Consider the following 17,328-nt stretch of genomic DNA (forward strand, 5'->3'; position numbering starts at 1 on the left):
TTCTATAATAGCCCCTCCCCGCCCCTCTCCAGCGCCAGCCCATGGGCGCGAAGGCTTCGAGCTTGGCTTCCCTGAACGATACGGCGCCCGCCCTGCGCGTGCGCGACCTGCGCAAGACCTATGACAACGGCACCCAGGCCCTGAAGGGGGTTTCCCTGGAAGTGGCCCCGGGCGACTTCTTCGCCCTGCTCGGCCCCAACGGTGCCGGCAAGTCCACCCTGATCGGCATCATCAGCTCCCTGGTCAACCTCAGCGAGGGCCAGGTGGAAGTGTTCGGCAGCGACCTGGTGCGCAACCGCAGCGCCACCATGCGCCTGATCGGGCTGGTGCCGCAGGAAATCAACTTCAACCTGTTCGAAAAGCCCTTCGACATCCTGGTGAACTACGCCGGTTTCTATGGCGTGCCGCGCGAGGAAGCCGAGCAGCGTGCCGAAGAGGAACTCAAGCGCGCCCACCTGTGGGAAAAGGCGCAGGTGATGAGCCGCACGCTGTCCGGCGGCATGAAGCGCCGGCTGATGATCGCCCGCGCGATGATGACCCGCCCGCGCCTGCTGATCCTGGACGAGCCGACCGCCGGCGTGGACATCGAGATCCGCCGCGACATGTGGCGCGTGCTGAAGGAGATCAATGCCGCCGGCACCACGATCATCCTCACCACGCACTATCTGGAAGAAGCCGAGTACCTGTGCCGCCACCTGGCGATCATCAACCACGGCCAGATCGTCGAGCAGGGGCCGATGCGCACCCTGCTGGCCAAGCTGGACGTGGAAGGCTTCCTGCTGGACATCGACGGTGACCTGCCGGCGCAGCTGCCGGTGATCGAGGGAGCGACGCTGACCGCGCCGGACCCGCACACGCTGGACATCGACATGCCGCGCGCGATGGACCTCAACCGCGTGTTCGCCACGCTCAACGAGGCCGGTATCCGCGTGCGTTCGATGCGTACCAAGAGCAACCGCCTGGAGGAGCTGTTCGTGCGCCTCACCGGCAACCTGGAGAAACCCGCATGAGCACCACCGAGCTGACCGACGGCCAGCGCAACCGCGTCGCACTGATGACCATCGTGCGCCGCGAAGTCGCCCGCATCATGCGCATCTGGGGCCAGACCCTGGTACCGCCTGCGATCACCATGACCCTGTACTTCCTGATCTTCGGCGGCCTGATCGGCTCGCGCGTGGGTGACATGGGCGGCTACAGCTACATGCAGTTCATCGTGCCGGGCCTGGTGATGATGAGCGTGATCCAGAACAGCTACGGCAACATCAGCTCCTCGTTCTTCGGCGCCAAGTTCGGCCGCCACGTGGAAGAGCTGCTGGTCAGCCCGATGCCGAACTGGGTGATCCTGTGGGGCTATGTGGCCGGTGCGGTGCTGCGAGGCCTGATGGTGGGCGTGATCGTGCTGATCATCGCGATGTTCTTCACCCCGGTGCGCATTCCGCATCCGCTGGTGACGCTGACCACGGTGATCCTGGGTGCGACGATCTTCTCGCTGGCCGGCTTCATCAATGCGGTGTACGCGAAGAAGTTCGATGACGTGGCGATCGTGCCGACCTTCATCCTGACCCCGCTGACCTATCTGGGTGGCGTGTTCTATTCGGTGAAGCTGCTGCCGGGCTGGGCCGAGGCGGCGACGCATGCGAATCCGATCTTCTACATGGTCAATGCGTTCCGCTATGGCCTGCTGGGCAGCAGCGATGTGCCGGTGGTGGTGGCGTATGCGCTGATGATCGGCTTCGTGGTGGTGCTGACGGCGCTGGCGCTGTGGCTGCTGCGTCGCGGCGTGGGCATGCGCAGCTGAGGGTTGCCTGCAGGGCCTGCGGCCCTGCACCCGCCGAATCAACGTCAACGTCAACTTCTACGGCAACGTCAAAAGCTGGCATTCCGTGGGTTGGCGGGGTGGATCCGGTTGCGGGGGACGCTGCAAGTACGTCCATGTAAGCTCGGTCGCCGCATCCATGCGGCTCACGCCCCCGCAACCGGACCCACCCCGCCTTCGACAGGTTTCTGCGATCTGTCGGGACAGCGTTCTCCGCTGCTGCTGGTAGGTGTCGACCTTGGTCGACACGGTAGATCCACGCCATGCGTGGATGAAGCGTTCCTGTAGAGCCAAGCCGATGCTTGGCTCTTTTCGTTTCGGATTACGGCTAGGCTGTGGCGATGAAGATCACTTCCATTCCGTTGGACAAGGCCGTGTCGGATGGTCCGATCGATGCGTTCAGCCACGTCCTGCTGAGCGATTCGCCTACGCTGGATGAGGTGCTCGGTTGCCTGGCCTCGCTGCAGGCGGCTGATCCCCTTCATCGTTATCTATGCACGCTCGACGATGTCGGCCAGTGCCGCTACACCAGCATGCACGCGTCCGATGACGAACGCATCGCGCTGTACGAGGACGAAGACCCGGCGACGCCGGAAGATGCGTTGGCGGCACGCGGGCGGTTGCTGGCGCACGTCGTCGCGCAGCTTGAGCATTCCACGCATCGGCTGCAGTGGACAGCGCTGGCGGGTACGTTGATGTGCAGCGGCGAGGACATCGAGGCGCTGGTCGCCGCCAATGCGAAGCCGGATCTCATCATCGATGACGTGGTCTGCGTGCAGCAGGTACCCGTGGCCCGCGATGACCTGCTGATTGCCACCGTGCCCAACGGCTACTTCAGCGCGGACTGGGACCTCTTCCAGAACCACGCCCTGATCCGGCACCTTCAGCAGCGATACGGCTACCGCCTGTTCGGACTCGGTGCGTCGTGGCTCGGCTTCCAGCGCGACCGCGCACCGTCACTTGCAGAAACGCACGCGTTGGTCGCTGACCTTCAGCGCGTCTACGCTGCCGGAACGCACGACACGTGGGCACAACTGGCTGCAACGCTGGCCACCCGCACCACACTGCTATTGGGCTACACCGAAGACTTCAGCGAACAGCTGCCCTGAGCACCGCTCCACACGAGCGAGCGCAGCGAGCGACCCGCTTCCGCCTTCGCTTTTGATCTGTTTTCCGTGGTGGCCGCGCCCGGAACATGTCCGTGGCCGGGCGGGTAGGTTGCGCAGGGGCGTGAGCCGCATGGATGCGGCGACCGAGCTTACAGGGACGTACTTGCAGCGTCCCCTGCGCGGCCTACCCGCCCGGCCTACCCCAATGAACAGTGCTTTCCGCGAACCACCACGAGGGGCTCCGCCGTTGGCCGCAATCTCCGGCACAATCGCACTCCTGATTCCCCAGAAAACGGTGAACGTGCAATGCGCATCCTGATCCTCGGCGCCGGCGGTACCGGCGGTTACTTCGGCGGTCGCCTGGCTCAGGCTGGCGTGGACGTGACCTTCCTGGTGCGCCCCGCACGCGCCGCCCAGCTGGACCGCGACGGCCTGGTCATCCGCAGTCCGCTCGGCGACGCCAGCTTCCCGGTGCAGCACGTCACCGCCGACGCCCTGCCCGCGCTTGCCGCACAGAAGCCGTTCGATCTGGTCATCCTCAGCTGCAAGGCCTACGACCTGGACAGCTCGATCGATGCCATCGCGCCGGCAGTCGGTGCGAACACCACCGTGCTGCCGATCCTCAACGGCCTGCATCACTACAACGCGCTGGACCTGCGCTTCGGCCGCGACGCCGTGCTCGGCGGCCTGTGCTTCATCAGTGCCACCAAGGCCCCCGACGGCGCCGTGCTGCACTTGGGCAAGCCGGCCAAGCTCACCTTCGGCGAACGCGATGGCGGTGCGATCTCCACGCGCGTGCGTGCCTTCGCCGCCGCCTGTGCGCAGGCCAACCTCGATCACCTGGCCAGCGAGCATATCGGCCAGGAACAGTGGATCAAGTACACCTTCCTGACCGCGCTGGCCGCCGCCACCTGCCTGCTGCGCGCGGATATCGGCAGCATCGTCGCCACCGATGATGGCGAGGCGATCGTGCGTGGCCTGTACGACGAGTGCCTGGCCGTGGCCGAAGCCGCCGGTGAGCCGATTCCCGATGCCGCGCAGGACACCGCCCGCGGCACCCTGACCCAGGCCGGTTCGGCGTTGAAGGCCTCGATGCTGCGTGATCTGGAAGCCGGCCAGCAGGTGGAAGCCGCGCAGATCGTCGGCGACATGCTGGCGCGCGCGCGCAAGGCCGACCAGGAAGGCCTGTTGCTGCAGGTCGCCTACAGCAGCCTGCAGGCCTACCAGGCACTGCGCGCCGCGTGAGCGACACGATGCAGGCCAGCGCCCTGCCCACACGGATGTTGATCCTCGGCATGGGCTGGAGCGGATGCGTGCTGGCCACGCATCTGCAGGCGTTGGGCGTACGTGTGGTCGGCACGGTGCGCGACCCCGCGTCGGCACCGCACGATGGGCTGCTGCGCCATCAGCTACGCGCCGACGCCACGCCATCGACGGCCCTGCTTGATGAGATCGCGCAGGCCGAGGCCGTGCTGTGCAGCGTGCCGCCCGACGCCGAGGGTGACCCGGCGCTGAGTCTGCTGCTGCCGGCACTGCAGGAAAGTCCGGCACTTCGCTGGGTGGGCTATCTGTCATCCACGTCGGTCTATGCCGATCGGGCCGGCGGCTGGATCAACGAAACCAGCGTGGCCGATGCCACTGAAACGACCGGCATGCAACGCAGACGCGCCGAGGACCAGTGGCGTGCGCTGGCGGAGCAGCGCGGTATCGCCTCGGCAGTATTCCGCCTGCCCGGACTGTATGGACCGGGGCGCAATGCGCTGCTGCAGCTGGCGCAGGGACGTGCGCGCCACGTAGTGCGTCCTGGGCTGGTATTCAACCGCCTGCACGTGCAGGATCTGGCGGCGGTGATCATCGCCGCGATGCGGCGACCCGCCTTGAATGGCCTGTACCTGCCCAGCGACGACGAACCCGCACCGCCGCAGGATGTGCTCGCATATGCCGCGCAGCTGGGCGGCTTCGCGATGCCGCCTGCAATGGCGTGGGATGACCCGGCAGTAAGCCCGACGCTGCGGCGCTTCTACGAGAGCAGCAAGCGCATCGACAGCACCGGTACGCGCGGGGCACTGGGCTGGGAGCCGAGCTTCCCGACGTATCGGGAAGGGCTGCGGGCGCTGGCCGCTTCGCAACCTTGCGGCATCTGATGCGGTAGTGCCGGCCGCTGGCCGGCAATCAAGATGTGCTGCCGGCCAGCGGCCGGCACTACCCGATCAACCCGCGTCGGGCAGGTGGAAGAACGTACGCGTCGCCGCAGTCGCATTGGCTGCGGTTACCGCCACGTCTTCGCCCCGATCGCGCGCCAGTTCCTCGACGATGTGCGAGAGGAACATCGGTTCGTTGCGGCGGTCCTTCGGCATCGGCTTCAACGTGCGCGGCAGCAGGTACGGTGCGTCGGTCTCGATCATCAACCTGTTGGCCGGGATGTTCTTCACCAGTTCGCGCAGGTGCGCGCCACGGCGTTCGTCGCACAACCAGCCGGTGATACCGATGTACCAATCCTGGTCCAGGTAGTCGAACAGCTCGTCGCGTTCGCCGGTGAAGCAGTGCACCACCGCAGGGCCGATGCGACCCTCGAAGTTCTTCATCTGTGCCATGAAGTCGGCATGCGCGTCTCGCTGGTGCAGGAACAGGGGCTTGCCATTGTCCGCGGCCAGCTGCAGCTGGCGCTCGAACGCACGGTGCTGGGCCGGGCGCGGCGAGAAGTCACGGAAGTAGTCCAGCCCGCACTCGCCCACCGCCACCACTTCCGGGTGCGCATGCAGCGCGCGCATCTCGGCATCGCATTCCTCGGTGTATTCCACAGCGTGGTGCGGGTGCACGCCGGCGGTGGCATACAGGAAACCCGGGTGCTGCTGCGCCAGCTGCACGGCCAGCGGCGAGTGCTCGCGGCTGGCGCCGGTAATGACCATCTGCACCACGCCGGCCTGCCGTGCGCGGTCCAGCACGGCGTCGCGGTCACGGTCGAAGGAGTCGTGGGTCAGGTTGGCGCCGATATCGATCAGGTGCATGGTCATCGCGGGGGAAAAGTGCCCGCGCATTGTACCTGCGGCTGCCGTGGCCCTTTATCCTTTGCACATGAACGCCCCGCTCTTCCCGATTTCCCCGCTGTTGCCGCAGATCCAGCAGCACCTGGCCACGCAGCCGCGGCTGGTGCTGGAGGCCCCGCCCGGCGCCGGCAAGACCACCCAGGTGCCACTGGCCCTGCTCGATGCGCCGTGGCTGCAGGACCGGAAGATCATCATGCTGGAACCGCGCCGGGTGGCAGCGCGCAGCGCCGCACTGTTCATGGCGCGGCAGCTGGGCGAAGAGGTGGGCGGCACCGTCGGTTACCGCATCCGCTTCGAGAACAAGGTCTCCGCGCGTACGCGGATTGAAGTCGTCACCGAGGGCATCCTGACCCGCATGCTGCAGGACGACCCGATGCTGGAAACGGTCGGCGCGATCCTGTTCGATGAATTCCACGAACGCCACCTCAGTGGCGACCTCGGCCTGGCCCTGGCGCTGGACGTGCAGGCGCAGCTACGCGAGGACCTGCGCCTGGTGGTGATGTCGGCCACGCTGGATGGCGAGCGACTTGCCCGCTTCCTTGATGCGCCGCGCCTGAGCAGCGAGGGCCGCAGCTACCCGGTGACGGTCAGCCATTTCCCGGCGCGCCGCGACGAGGCGCTGGAGCTGCAGGTCCGCCGCGCCGTGCAGCAGGCGCTGGCCGAGCATCCCGGTGACCTGCTGGTATTCCTGCCCGGCCAGCGCGAGATCGCGCGGGTGCAGGCCGGGCTGCAGGAATCGCTGGATGCCGGCGTGGAAGTGCTGGCTCTGCACGGTGAGCTGCCAGTGGAACAGCAGGCGCGGGTATTGCAGGCGTCCAGTGATGGCCGCCGCCGCGTGGTACTGGCCACCAACGTCGCCGAGTCCTCGGTGACGCTGCCCGGCGTGCGCGTGGTGATCGACAGCGGCCAGGCACGCGAGCCGCGCTACGACCCCAACAGCGGCTTCACCCGGCTGGACGTGGTGGCCATCGCGCAGGCATCGGCCGACCAGCGCGCGGGCCGCGCCGGCCGTGTCGCCGAGGGCGTGGCGTGGCGGCTGTGGCCGCAGTCGCAGCGGCTGGAGCCGCAGCGCCGCGCCGAAATCGATCAGGTCGAGCTGGCCGGACTGGCGCTGGAACTGGCCGCCTGGGGCAGCAGCGACCTGCGCTTCCTCGATCCGCCACCGGCCGGCCCGATGGGTGCCGCCCGCGAACTGCTGCAGCGGCTCGGCGCGCTGTCCAGCAGCGGCGCGATCACCGCACTCGGCCGGCGCGTGCTGGCGCTGGGTACGCATCCGCGGATGGCGGCGATGCTGCTGGCGGCGCCCGGTGCACGTGCGCAAGCCCTGGCCGCCGACCTGGCCGCCTTGCTGGAGGCGCGCGACCCGCTGCGCCAGGGCGGTGACGCGCTGGCGGCGCGTTGGCGTGCGCTGGCGGCGTTCCGCAATGGCCGCGCACCGGGCGACGCCAACCGCAGCGGCCTGGCCGCGATTGATGCCGCCGCCAAACAGTGGCGACGTCGCCTGCGCTGCGATGCCGCACCGCCGGCCAGCATCGAAGCCCATGAACTCGGTGACCTGCTCGCACACGCCTTCCCCGACCGCATCGGTTTCCAGCACCCCAGCGACCCGCTGCGCTACCTGTTGGCCAATGGCCGCAGCACGCGCCTGCACGAATTGAGTGACCTGCGCGGCGAACCCTGGCTTGTGGCCAGTGAACTGCGCTTCGAGGCACGCGACGCACTGCTGCTGCGTGCAGCACCGGTGGACGAAGACCAGCTGCGCAAGGCGTGGCCGGAGCGCTTCGTCACAGAAGACGTGGTGCGCTGGGACAGCGAGCGCCGCGCCCTGGTGGCACTGCGCGAGACCCGTTTCGACCGCATCGTGCTGGACAGCCGCTCGGCCGGCCGGGTCGATCCGCAGCACGCCGCACAGGCCCTGACCGATGCGGTCGCCGAACTTGGCCTGCAGGCCTTGCCGTGGACCGAAGGCCTGCGCCAGTGGCAGGCACGGGTGGAATCGCTGCGGCGCTGGATGCCCGAGCTCGGCCTGCCCGATTGCAGCGACGACGCCCTGCTGGCCACGCGCGCGCAATGGCTGCAGCCTGCGTTCGCCGGCAGGACGCGACTGGATGCGCTGGATGAATCCAGCTTCGGCGAAGCGATGAAGTCGCCTCTGGAGTGGTCACAGCGTCAGCTGGTCGAGCGTCATGCGCCGACCCGCATCACCGTGCCGTCCGGGCTGGAGCGGCCGATCACCTATGCGCTGGACAGCGAGAGCGGCGAACCGCTGCCGCCGGTGCTGGCGGTGAAGCTGCAGGAACTGTTCGGCCTGGCTGACACCCCGCGCATCGCCGACGGCCGCGTGCCGCTCACCCTGCACCTGCTCTCGCCCGGTGGCCGCCCGCTGCAGGTCACCCAGGACCTGCGCAACTTCTGGGAAAACACCTATGCCGAAGTGAAGAAGGAAATGAAGGGCCGCTACCCGCGCCATCCGTGGCCGGATGATCCGTGGACGGCGACGGCCACGCACCGGGCCAAGCCGCGCGGCACCTGACCGGTAGTGCCGGCCGCTGGCCGGCAATGCTCTCCACATGGTGCTCCGAGGTTGCCGGCCAGCGGCCGACACTACCGGCTGTGGACCCTGCCTGATCCTGAATGGCTGCGGTAGAGTCACACCACGTGCGACCCCGACTGACATACCGTTTACGGGCAACGCGCGACACTGGACTTCGACCCGAGGCAAAGGACCCCCCGCATGAGCAAGCTGACCGTAATCACCGACCGCGCTCTGGAGCGCGCCCTGGAGCTGGCCCACACCGCCGGCGACGGCCTCAAGAGCGCCGGTGGCAGCCTGCGCAGTGCCGACTGGATCAAGACCGGTGCCGCCATTGGCGCGGTGAAGACTGGCGGCAAGGCCGCGACCAGGTTCGCGCGCCGCAACCCGGCAGTCGCCGTGGCTGCCGCAGCCGTTGGCGTCGGCCTGCTTGGCTATGCGCTGTACCGCAAGCAGCAGAAGAAGAAGGCCGCGCAGGGCCATGTGGTGAACGGCCAGGCCCAGCGCATCAATGCGCGCGACCGCCGCAACGACACCGTGGTCGACGAGCACAGCGACATCGGCAGCGACGCCTGAGTCTGCCGGGGTCAGAGCCCTTCCTGCGGAAGGGATCTGACCCTTGAAGCTGCAGGTCCACCGGGGTCGGATCCCTTCCGCAGGAAGGGCTCTGACCCATCAGCTACATGAGGGCCGGACACCGGAAGGTATCCGGCCCTTTCTGCATCAACCGATCTGCCGCCACTGCCCCGGCTGCAGGTCGTCCAGCCGGTACGGCCCCATCGACACGCGTACCAGCCGCAGCGTCGGCAGGTTCACCGCCGCAGTCATCCGCCGCACCTGGCGGTTGCGGCCCTCGCGGATCGTGATCGCCAGCCAGCTGTCGGGTACGGTCTTGCGGAAGCGAACCGGCGGATCACGCGTCCACAGCGACGGCGCCGGATCGAGGCGCTCGATCTTCGCCGGCAGGGTCGGCCCGTCATTGAGCACCACGCCCGTGCGAAGCTGCTGCAGCTGTTCGTCGCTGGGCATGCCTTCCACCTGCACCCAGTAGGTCTTATCCGCCTTGTGCTTCGGGTCGGTCAGCTTGTGCGCCAGCGTACCGTTGTCGGTCAACAGCAGCAGGCCCTCGCTGTCATGGTCCAGGCGCCCGGCGGCATACACGCGCGGCGGCAGGCCGAACCCGGCCAGCGTCGGCCGCGGCGGCACGCTGCGGTCGGTGAACTGGCAGAGCACGTTGAAGGGCTTGTTGAAGGCAATCAGCATTGCGGGCACGGCAGTCGGCAGGTGGGGCATTGTCCCATTCCCGCATCGCCGCCGCGATCACCGGCTACTCAGCCGAAGACCTTCCTTTCCATCAACAGCGCAACAAGCACCAGCACGACGCCGCACGTGGCGGCAGCGTTGGCGCGGTACCGCAGCCGCGCTACCGGTGGGCAGGTCCTGCGCGCGCGTTCGTCCAGCAGGCAACCAACCAGCAGCACCGCAAAACCTGCCGCCGCCACGAGGTCATGCACGTGACCAGCATGGAAGACGAAGGCGTACAACCGCGGCAGCGCCATCAATGCGAAGGCGAAGTACAGCACTTTCTTCAACAGGACACTCCATTGACGGCAGCGCCGGGCATTGCCCGGCAGCCACCCATTCCGTCCAACTCCGCGCTGCGTGCTCACCGGGCTGCGGCCCAGCCCACCCCTTACGGCTTGATGAAGCGCAGGGTCATGCGGTCGCTTTCGCCAATGTCCTGGTACTTCGCATCATCGGCCTTGTCGTGCTGGTTGGTCGGCGGCAGCGTCCACACGCCGTTCGGGTGGTCCTTGGTGTCACGCGGGTTGGCATTGACCTCGCTGCGCGCGTCCAGCTTGAAGCCGGCGGCTTCGGCCATCGCGATCACCTGCTGCTGGCCGACATAGCCGGTGTCATCGTCGTCGGCCACATCGGCCTTGGCGCGATGCTCGACCACGCCCAGCACGCCGCCCGGCTTGAGCACGTTGAAGAAGCCCTGGAACATGCCCTGCGCCTGGCCGGCCTTGCGCCAGTTGTGCACGTTGCGGAAGGTCAGCACCACGTCGGCTGAACTGGCCGGGCCGAACACCGGCTTGGCCGGATCGTAGGCGACCACGGCGGTCTTGCCGAACTGGGCCGGCGCAGCGGCGTACTTCTTTTCCAGGCTGTCGCGGCTGCGCTGCTGGTAGTCACGGCCACGGCCTTCGGCAACGGCCATCGGATCGACCACGGCGGCAACGTAGTGGCCCTTGTCGTGCAGCAGCGGCGCCAGGATCTCCGAGTACCAGCCGTTGCCGGGGGTGATCTCGATGACGGTCTTTTCCGGCGCCACCTTGAAGAACGACAGCGTCTGCGCCGGATGACGATAGCCATCGCGCTTGACGTTGTTGGCATCACGGGTCGACGCCTTCACCGCCGCATCGATGGCCGGTGACACCTGGATCTTCGCCGGCGCTACCGTGGCCGGTGCGGCGAACGCGGGAACAGCGGCAAGCAGGGCCGAAGCAAGCAGCAGGCGGCAACCACGCAGGGACGAAGCAGGCATCATCGGAGCGACTCCAGCGGAAGATGCGGCGAGACTAGCAGCCGCGGCGTCCCAGGTGTTCACAAAACGTTAGCTGCGTGCGCATCGCGGAACACTGTTTTGTGGTCACCGCCGCAGCGCGGTCACACAACGCGTTCTATTCTGGAGCACTTCCCCCAAGGAGTCCGTGCCCATGACGGCAACCCGCGAACTGGGCCGTTCCGGCCTGCATGTACGTCCGCTCGCCTTCGGTGGCAACGTGTTCGGCTGGAGCGCCGATGAGAAGGCCAGCTTCGCCCTGCTCGATGCCTTCGTCGATGCCGGCTTCAACCTGGTCGACACCGCCGATGTGTATTCGGCCTGGGTGCCGGGCAATGCCGGCGGCGAATCGGAAACGCTGATCGGCAAGTGGTTTGCCCGCAGCGGCAAGCGCGACCAGGTGGTGCTGGCGACCAAGGTGGCCAAGTGGGCCGAGCGCCCCGGCCTGACCCCGGACAACATCAATGCCGCCGTCGAGGATTCGCTGCGCCGCCTGCAGACCGATGTCATCGATCTTTACCAGGCCCACGAGGATGATGAGTCGACGCCGCTGGAAGCAACCCTGGCCGCGTTCGGCCGCCTGATCGAAGCCGGCAAGGTGCGCGCCATCGGCGCCTCCAACTACAGCGCCACGCGCCTGGCCGATGCGCTGAAGGTGTCCACCGACTATAAGCTGCCGCGTTACGAAACCCTTCAGCCCGAATACAACCTGTACGACCGCGCCGGCTACGAGACCGAACTGGAACCGCTGGTGCAGCGCGAACAGATCGGCGTGATCGGCTACTACGCACTGGCCAGCGGCTTCCTCAGCGGCAAATACCGCACGCCGGCCGATGCGGCCAAGAGCCCGGCACGTGGCGAGACGGTGGTGAAGCGCTATCTGAACCCGCGTGGCCTGCGCATCCTGCAGGCACTGGATGACGTGGCCAGCAAGCACAACGCCAGCGCTGCGCAGATCGCACTGGCGTGGCAGATCGCGCGACCATCGATCACCGCGCCGATCGTCAGCGCCACCAGCGTCGAGCAGCTGCACGATCTGTTGGCCGCAGCCAACGTGTCGCTGAGCGTGCAGGATGTCGCACAGCTGGATGCCGCCAGCGCGGAAGGCTGAGTTGTAGTGCCGGCTGCTGGCCGGCATTGCACAACAGCGAAGAAAATAATTGAACAAAATGGTTGCACGCGACTAAATCGTGGTTTATCGTGCGCACCTCGTTTCAACAACCAATGGAAACTTTCCTTGAACGCGCATTCCGTCGCCATCGCCAAACTGCTGCCATGCCTGCGCATGGACGTGCTGGCGCGCGCGTTCGGCAAGGAAGACCAGCTGACAACGGCCTGATACCCGCCCTGCGGAGATCGGCCACCCCGATCTCCGAGGCTTGACGACGCCCTCGGAACGCAAGTCCCGGGGGCGTTTTCGTTTGCGTCGGCACAAGGACCCGCGATGCCAGAACTGCACCCCGCGCGGCAACCCGCCGCTCACTGAGCCAGGTTTTTCCTGCCCCGTCGAAGGATTTACTTCGCGCGATCGGCAGCGCCTGGACATTATCTGCATCGCACCCAAACATTATCGCTCGCGATAATGTCGGTGGCCTGCACCCTCGATTTTCCAACGGTCCCGTTTCCACCACGGGCTGGTGCGCGCGGCGTTGCCGTGGCGTATGCCGGAGGTCGCGGACATGCCATCGCCTGGATCGCCTGCTGGAAGCAGGCGCCGGTTCGCCGGTACGCGGTTCGATTCCGCGCGATCCCCAACTGGATAGCTCAGCTTGGTCAGAGCAACGGATCCCTAATCCGTCTGTCGTGGGTTCGATTCCCACTCCAAACCACATGACCTGTCACGTCATGACTTGAAGCAACACCCGGGGCGCAAGCCCCAGCGGCCATCGTCGCCGTCCACGGACGTCGCCTGCGGGCAGGAACGTGGAAGGCAACGGACCGCACGCCGGGCCCCGGCCCGCCGCCACTGCCAGCCACGTTCCGCACCGGTGCTGCCTGCCGGGAACGACGATGGCAGCAGTGCCGGTGCGCCGAAGGCTCCGCGCGCGGACCGTCCGCCGATGGCCGCCCTCTTCCGCTGGCTGCACGTGGTGTGCAGGCGGCCTCGCCACGACCTGATCGACCCGGGTCATGGCGATCCATTCGCAACGGGTCGAACCACCAGAGCCATACAAGGAGAGACTCCCATGTTCTGGACCATCAAGGTCGTGATCGGCGACGGCGAGCGCGGCCTGGTGTATCGCAACCGTCGTTTCCAGCAGATCCTGCTGCCGGGCGTGCACCGCCTGTCGCCGTTCGGCGGCCGCCCGCACGTGGACATCCACACTGCATCGAAGGGCGCGGCCTACACCGGCAACGACCAGGACAGCCTGATCGAGGCGCTGGGCGCACGACTGGACACGCACTTCGTGCTGGCCAACGTCGGCGCCAGCGAGGTCGGCCTGTTGCTGCGCAACGGCCGCATCGATGAAGTCCTGCCGCCGGGCAGCCGCCGTCTGTACTGGCGGGGTTCGGTCGACACCCAGGTGCGCGTGATGGCGCTGGGTGACGAGCCGCGCATTGCGGCGGACGTGCAGCAACGCCTGGGCCAGCTGGGCGTGCTGCCGCGTGTGGCGGTGATCAGCACCGTGCCGAGCAAGTCGGTCGGCCTGCTGTTCATCGATGGCACGCTGCGGCAGACGCTGGACGCCGGCCTGCACGCGTTCTGGAACTTCAACGGCAACGTGTCGGTGGAGCGTGTGGAGCTGCGTGCGCGTTCGCTGGACGTGTCCGGCCAGGAACTGCTCAGCCGCGACAAGGTGACCCTGCGGGTGAACCTGGCCGCGACTGTGCAGGTGGTCGACCCGGTGCGTGCACACCGCACGCTCAGCAATGCCGACGAGTTCGTCTACCGGCAGCTGCAGTTCGGCCTGCGCCAGGCGATTGCCGCGCGCAGCCTGGACGAGCTGCTGGGCGACAAGGCCGCACTGGACGGCGAGATCGCCGCGCATGTGCAGGCCGCGATCGAGGGCCACGGCGTGCGCTTGCTCGGCGTGGGCATCAAGGACGTGATCCTGCCGGGTGAGATGAAGGAGATCCTCAACGGTGTGGTGCTGGCCGAGAAGCAGGCCCAGGCCAGCGTGATCCGCCGTCGTGAGGAGGCCAACGCCACGCGTTCGCAGCTCAACACCGCAAAGCTGATCGAGGACAACCCGGTGCTGATGCGCTTGAAGGAGCTGGAGGCACTGGAGAAGGTCACCGAGAAGATCGACAAGCTCACCGTGTTCGGCGGCCTGGATGGCGTGCTGAAGCAGTTGGTGACGATCAGGTAGGGGGTCGCGGTGGCGCAGGGACGCGCCGCCGGCCCATCAAGGACAAACACAAAGACATGGACACTCAACACAACTATCAATGGCTGCACGCCGAGGGCACCACGCCGATCAAGGGCTGGGTCAACGGTGTGCCGCTGGAGGCGCAGGCGCATGAGCAGCTGCGCAACATCGCCGCGATCCCGTTCGTCGGGCCGTGGGTGGCCGTGATGCCGGACGTGCACCTGGGCAAGGGCGCGACCGTGGGCTCGGTGATCCCGACCCGCGGTGCGATCATCCCGGCCGCGGTCGGCGTCGACATCGGCTGCGGCATGGCCGCCGTGCGTACCACGCTGCGTGCCAATGACCTGCCCGATGACCTGCGGCAGCTGCGCAACAGCATCGAGCGCAGCATCCCGGTCGGCAATGGGCGCGGCGGCGAGCACCACCGCATGCCCGACAGCATCCATACCCGGTTGGTGCAATCCGGGCTGGCCGCCGGCCTGGAGAACATCAAGGACAAGCACCGGAAGATCCGTACCGACAAGCTGGATCGCCAGCTGGGTACGCTGGGCGGCGGCAACCACTTCATCGAACTGTGCCTGGACGAGACGGACACGGTGTGGGTGATGCTGCACAGCGGTTCTCGCGGTACCGGCAACCTGATCGGCACCTACTTCATCGAGAGGGCGCGCGAAGAACTTGCGCGCCGTGTGCTCGGCTTCCACCTGCCGGACAAGGACCTGGCGTTCTTCATGGAAGGCGAGCCGCTGTTCGATGACTACGTCGAAGCAGTGTCGTGGGCGCAGGATTACGCCAGGCAGAACCGCGAGGCAATGATGTCGCGGGTGCTGGCCGAGATGCGCCACCGGCTGCCGAAGTTCCAGCTGGCGGCGATGGCGGTGAACTGCCACCACAACTACGTGCAGAAGGAGACGCACCACGGCCAGGAGCTGCTGGTGACGCGCAAGGGCGCGGTCAGTGCCCGCGAGGGCGAGCTGGGCATCATTCCCGGCAGCATGGGCACGCGCAGCTACATCGTGCGTGGCAAGGGCAACGCGGACAGCTTCCACAGCTGCAGCCACGGTGCCGGCCGGGTAATGAGCCGTGGCGCTGCGCGCCAGCAGATCACGCTGGCCCAGCACCGCGAGGCCACCGCACACGTGGAATGCCGCAAGGACAGCGGCGTGCTGGACGAGTCGCCGGCGGCGTACAAGTCGATCGACGATGTGATGGCCGCGCAGCTCGACCTGGTCGACGTGGTGCACACCCTGCGCCAGGTGCTGTGCGTGAAGGGGTGATGGAACGGTGCCGGCCTCGGCCGGCACCTGCTCGACGGGCACGGGCGAATGGATGCCCGGGATCCGTAGCGTCGAGCTTGCTCGACTGCTCTTCCACGCCATGCGTGGATGCAAAGGCGCCGACCAAGGTCGGCGGCTACCTGTGCAGCGATCAGCGCGGCACGCTGTCCTCGGCCACCAGCGCATGATGCACGCCGATCCCCGCGCGCACGCCCTCGGCAGCGGCCAACGTGATGTTGCCGACGGTGGTTGCATCGCCTGCGGCGTATACGTTCGGCACCGAGGTCTGCTTCATCATGTCGACCTCGATCAACACGCCCAGCGGGCTCTCGACCAATGTGCAGCCCAGCTGCTGCACCAGCGGCGTGGCCATCGCCTGGGTAGCCGGCACGAACAACGCTCGCTGTGCGATACGGCGGCCGTCAGCCAGCTCCACTTCCAGCCAGGTCGGCTGGTCGCCGTGTACGCCCAGCACCGGCGAGGTCTCGATCCGCACACCGCGCTGCTGCATGGCGGCGTGTTCCTCATCGGTGATCTCCAGACCCATGCTGAAGAACGTGACGTTGCCCCAGTCGGCGAACAGCGGCGCCTTGCTGGCGGACATCGGATGGCCGCCGAGCAGGCCGATGGCACCACCACCAACTTCGTAGCCGTGGCAGTAGGGGCAGTGCAGCACAGTGCTGCCCCAGCGCTCGGCCAGTCCGGGCAGTTCCGGCAGCTGGTCGGCGATGCCGCTTGCCAGCAGCAGCTTGCGCGCGGCCAGCACCTGGCCATCGGCGGTACGCACTTCCACGCCTTCGGCGGTGGTGCGGGCGTGCTCCACTTCGGCATGCACCCAGCGCACCGTGGGATAGTCGAGCAGCTGTTGGCGCGCGGTTTTCAGCAGCTCGGCGCCGCTGATGCCATCCAGCCCCAGCACCCCGTGCGAATGACTGGCGAAACGATTGCGCGGTGAACCGGCGTCGATGACGGTGACCGGGCGACGGGCACGGGCCAGGATCAGGCCGGCGGCAATGCCGGCATAGCTGCCGCCGACGATGAGCACATCAGGATTCATGGTGACCTTCCAGGGAACGGTGATGGGCAAGATGGCGGGCGAAGTCGGCGCCGAGCTGGTCCAGCGTGGTCGCCTGCAGGCGCTGCTCAAGCAGCCGCTGCGCCTCGCGCGCGCCTTCGAGCAGGGCGCTGTTGACCAGCTGCTGGATCGGGCAGCCACCACCGGAATCGCGGGCACCGACCTGCACCAGCGGCGGTGCACCCACGGCCAGGTAGATGTCATGCAGGGTGATCGCTGCGGCGTCGCGGGCCAGCACGCTGCCGCCGCCATGGCCGCGCGTGCTGCGCACCAGGCCGGCCCTGTGCAGTTGCGCCAGCAGGCGGCGGATCACTACCGGATGGGTCGGCAGGCACGACGCCAGCTGTTCGGACGTACGCGGTGCGGCATGGCCGACCAGGTGCGCCATCACATGCAGGGCGTCAGAAAGCGGGCTCGCGGATTTCATGTAACGACAATAGTTACATTTAATTCCTCTGTCGAGGGTCTGCTTTCGTTCCATATGGACACATCTGTCCTATGAAATAGTTTCTTCACATCACTAAACGAAACGCGAATGTGATGCGCATCCCACTTCAGGGTATGCGCATCGGGTCGATACCGCATTGCCCCTTC

At 67.1% G+C, this 17,328-nt stretch carries 16 protein-coding genes and 1 tRNA gene; 11 read left to right on the forward strand and 6 right to left on the reverse strand.

Annotated features, from left to right (window positions below):
* Nucleotides 1-41 precede the first annotated feature (41 nt).
* The 5 genes from SMAL_RS19705 (at nucleotide 42) to SMAL_RS19725 (ending at nucleotide 5,069) form a co-directional block, all read left to right on the forward strand.
* Entirely contained in the window at nucleotides 42-1,010 is a 969-nt protein-coding gene (locus tag SMAL_RS19705) for an ABC transporter ATP-binding protein (RefSeq protein ID WP_006401063.1), read from the forward strand.
* Nucleotides 1,007-1,798 carry an ABC transporter permease gene (locus SMAL_RS19710; protein WP_006401065.1) on the forward strand — a complete coding sequence of 264 codons (792 nt, stop codon included), beginning with the start codon at nucleotides 1,007-1,009 and terminating at the stop codon, nucleotides 1,796-1,798. Before SMAL_RS19705 ends, SMAL_RS19710 begins: the two co-directional genes overlap by 4 nt.
* 359 nt (nucleotides 1,799-2,157) lie before the next feature.
* Nucleotides 2,158-2,925, forward strand: coding sequence for a hypothetical protein (locus tag SMAL_RS19715; RefSeq protein WP_012512438.1), 768 nt, complete (start codon nucleotides 2,158-2,160; stop codon nucleotides 2,923-2,925).
* Nucleotides 2,926-3,231: 306 nt separating this feature from the next.
* A complete protein-coding gene (gene panE, locus SMAL_RS19720; protein WP_012512439.1) occupies nucleotides 3,232-4,170 on the forward strand; it encodes a 2-dehydropantoate 2-reductase in 939 nt (312 codons plus the stop codon).
* Between the two features lie 35 nt (nucleotides 4,171-4,205).
* Entirely contained in the window at nucleotides 4,206-5,069 is an 864-nt protein-coding gene (locus tag SMAL_RS19725; RefSeq protein WP_198283160.1) for an NAD-dependent epimerase/dehydratase family protein, read from the forward strand.
* Nucleotides 5,070-5,135: 66 nt separating this feature from the next.
* On the opposite strand, the gene SMAL_RS19730 is transcribed toward SMAL_RS19725, so the two are convergent.
* A complete protein-coding gene (locus tag SMAL_RS19730; RefSeq protein ID WP_032973737.1) occupies nucleotides 5,136-5,933 on the reverse strand; it encodes a TatD family hydrolase in 798 nt (265 codons plus the stop codon).
* Nucleotides 5,934-6,000: 67 nt separating this feature from the next.
* Between SMAL_RS19730 and hrpB the strand changes: the two genes are divergently transcribed.
* Together hrpB and SMAL_RS19740 are read left to right on the forward strand one after the other, a co-directional pair.
* Nucleotides 6,001-8,505, forward strand: a complete 2,505-nt coding sequence (gene hrpB, locus SMAL_RS19735) for an ATP-dependent helicase HrpB (protein WP_012512442.1) — start codon at nucleotides 6,001-6,003, stop codon at nucleotides 8,503-8,505.
* Between the two features lie 201 nt (nucleotides 8,506-8,706).
* The gene (locus SMAL_RS19740) at nucleotides 8,707-9,081 is read left to right on the forward strand and encodes a hypothetical protein (RefSeq protein ID WP_006401326.1); all 375 of its coding nucleotides are present in this window, start codon (nucleotides 8,707-8,709) and stop codon (nucleotides 9,079-9,081) included.
* Between the two features lie 147 nt (nucleotides 9,082-9,228).
* Here the strand turns inward: SMAL_RS19740 and SMAL_RS19745 are convergent, their stop codons facing one another.
* The 3 genes from SMAL_RS19745 to SMAL_RS19755 form a co-directional block, all read right to left on the reverse strand.
* The gene (locus tag SMAL_RS19745; protein WP_041864699.1) at nucleotides 9,229-9,768 is read right to left on the reverse strand and encodes a pseudouridine synthase; all 540 of its coding nucleotides are present in this window, start codon (nucleotides 9,766-9,768) and stop codon (nucleotides 9,229-9,231) included.
* Between the two features lie 68 nt (nucleotides 9,769-9,836).
* Entirely contained in the window at nucleotides 9,837-10,088 is a 252-nt protein-coding gene (locus tag SMAL_RS19750) for a hypothetical protein (protein ID WP_232274035.1), read from the reverse strand.
* Nucleotides 10,089-10,198: 110 nt separating this feature from the next.
* On the reverse strand, nucleotides 10,199-11,056 hold the full coding sequence (locus SMAL_RS19755; RefSeq protein ID WP_012512445.1) for a class I SAM-dependent methyltransferase: 858 nt from the start codon (nucleotides 11,054-11,056) through the stop codon (nucleotides 10,199-10,201).
* A 169-nt stretch (nucleotides 11,057-11,225) separates the two neighbouring features.
* Between SMAL_RS19755 and SMAL_RS19760 the strand changes: the two genes are divergently transcribed.
* The 4 genes from SMAL_RS19760 (at nucleotide 11,226) to SMAL_RS19775 (ending at nucleotide 15,659) form a co-directional block, all read left to right on the forward strand.
* A complete protein-coding gene (locus SMAL_RS19760; RefSeq protein ID WP_006401335.1) occupies nucleotides 11,226-12,182 on the forward strand; it encodes an aldo/keto reductase in 957 nt (318 codons plus the stop codon).
* Between the two features lie 644 nt (nucleotides 12,183-12,826).
* Nucleotides 12,827-12,900 (forward strand) — tRNA-Arg (locus SMAL_RS19765).
* Between the two features lie 357 nt (nucleotides 12,901-13,257).
* Complete coding sequence (locus tag SMAL_RS19770; protein WP_012512446.1) at nucleotides 13,258-14,382, forward strand: slipin family protein; 1,125 nt, start codon at nucleotides 13,258-13,260, stop codon at nucleotides 14,380-14,382.
* A 56-nt stretch (nucleotides 14,383-14,438) separates the two neighbouring features.
* Nucleotides 14,439-15,659, forward strand: a complete 1,221-nt coding sequence (locus tag SMAL_RS19775; protein ID WP_012512447.1) for an RtcB family protein — start codon at nucleotides 14,439-14,441, stop codon at nucleotides 15,657-15,659.
* Between the two features lie 151 nt (nucleotides 15,660-15,810).
* Here SMAL_RS19775 and SMAL_RS19780 read toward each other — a convergent pair whose 3' ends face one another.
* Nucleotides 15,811-16,716: an NAD(P)/FAD-dependent oxidoreductase gene (locus SMAL_RS19780; protein ID WP_012512448.1), complete on the reverse strand. Its 906-nt coding sequence runs from the start codon at nucleotides 16,714-16,716 to the stop codon at nucleotides 15,811-15,813.
* Nucleotides 16,706-17,161, reverse strand: a complete 456-nt coding sequence (locus SMAL_RS19785; protein ID WP_012512449.1) for an Rrf2 family transcriptional regulator — start codon at nucleotides 17,159-17,161, stop codon at nucleotides 16,706-16,708. Before SMAL_RS19785 ends, SMAL_RS19780 begins: the two co-directional genes overlap by 11 nt.
* Between the last annotated feature and the right edge of the window lie 167 nt (nucleotides 17,162-17,328).

This window comes from Stenotrophomonas maltophilia R551-3 (assembly GCF_000020665.1).
GTDB lineage: Bacteria > Pseudomonadota > Gammaproteobacteria > Xanthomonadales > Xanthomonadaceae > Stenotrophomonas > Stenotrophomonas maltophilia_L.

What these genes read in the sequence shown, in the direction of transcription:
- SMAL_RS19770 (WP_012512446.1), top strand. Translation starts at nt 13,258, where the DNA reads ATGTTCTGGACCATCAAGGTCGTGATCGGCGACGGCGAGCGCGGCCTG.
- SMAL_RS19785 (WP_012512449.1), bottom strand. Translation starts at nt 17,161, where the DNA reads ATGAAATCCGCGAGCCCGCTTTCTGACGCCCTGCATGTGATGGCGCAC.
- SMAL_RS19740 (WP_006401326.1), top strand. Translation starts at nt 8,707, where the DNA reads ATGAGCAAGCTGACCGTAATCACCGACCGCGCTCTGGAGCGCGCCCTG.
- SMAL_RS19705 (WP_006401063.1), top strand. Translation starts at nt 42, where the DNA reads ATGGGCGCGAAGGCTTCGAGCTTGGCTTCCCTGAACGATACGGCGCCC.
- hrpB (WP_012512442.1), top strand. Translation starts at nt 6,001, where the DNA reads ATGAACGCCCCGCTCTTCCCGATTTCCCCGCTGTTGCCGCAGATCCAG.
- SMAL_RS19725 (WP_198283160.1), top strand. Translation starts at nt 4,206, where the DNA reads ATGTTGATCCTCGGCATGGGCTGGAGCGGATGCGTGCTGGCCACGCAT.
- SMAL_RS19760 (WP_006401335.1), top strand. Translation starts at nt 11,226, where the DNA reads ATGACGGCAACCCGCGAACTGGGCCGTTCCGGCCTGCATGTACGTCCG.
- SMAL_RS19715 (WP_012512438.1), top strand. Translation starts at nt 2,158, where the DNA reads ATGAAGATCACTTCCATTCCGTTGGACAAGGCCGTGTCGGATGGTCCG.
- SMAL_RS19780 (WP_012512448.1), bottom strand. Translation starts at nt 16,716, where the DNA reads ATGAATCCTGATGTGCTCATCGTCGGCGGCAGCTATGCCGGCATTGCC.
- panE (WP_012512439.1), top strand. Translation starts at nt 3,232, where the DNA reads ATGCGCATCCTGATCCTCGGCGCCGGCGGTACCGGCGGTTACTTCGGC.
- SMAL_RS19755 (WP_012512445.1), bottom strand. Translation starts at nt 11,056, where the DNA reads ATGATGCCTGCTTCGTCCCTGCGTGGTTGCCGCCTGCTGCTTGCTTCG.
- SMAL_RS19775 (WP_012512447.1), top strand. Translation starts at nt 14,439, where the DNA reads ATGGACACTCAACACAACTATCAATGGCTGCACGCCGAGGGCACCACG.
- SMAL_RS19730 (WP_032973737.1), bottom strand. Translation starts at nt 5,933, where the DNA reads ATGCACCTGATCGATATCGGCGCCAACCTGACCCACGACTCCTTCGAC.
- SMAL_RS19745 (WP_041864699.1), bottom strand. Translation starts at nt 9,768, where the DNA reads ATGCTGATTGCCTTCAACAAGCCCTTCAACGTGCTCTGCCAGTTCACC.
- SMAL_RS19710 (WP_006401065.1), top strand. Translation starts at nt 1,007, where the DNA reads ATGAGCACCACCGAGCTGACCGACGGCCAGCGCAACCGCGTCGCACTG.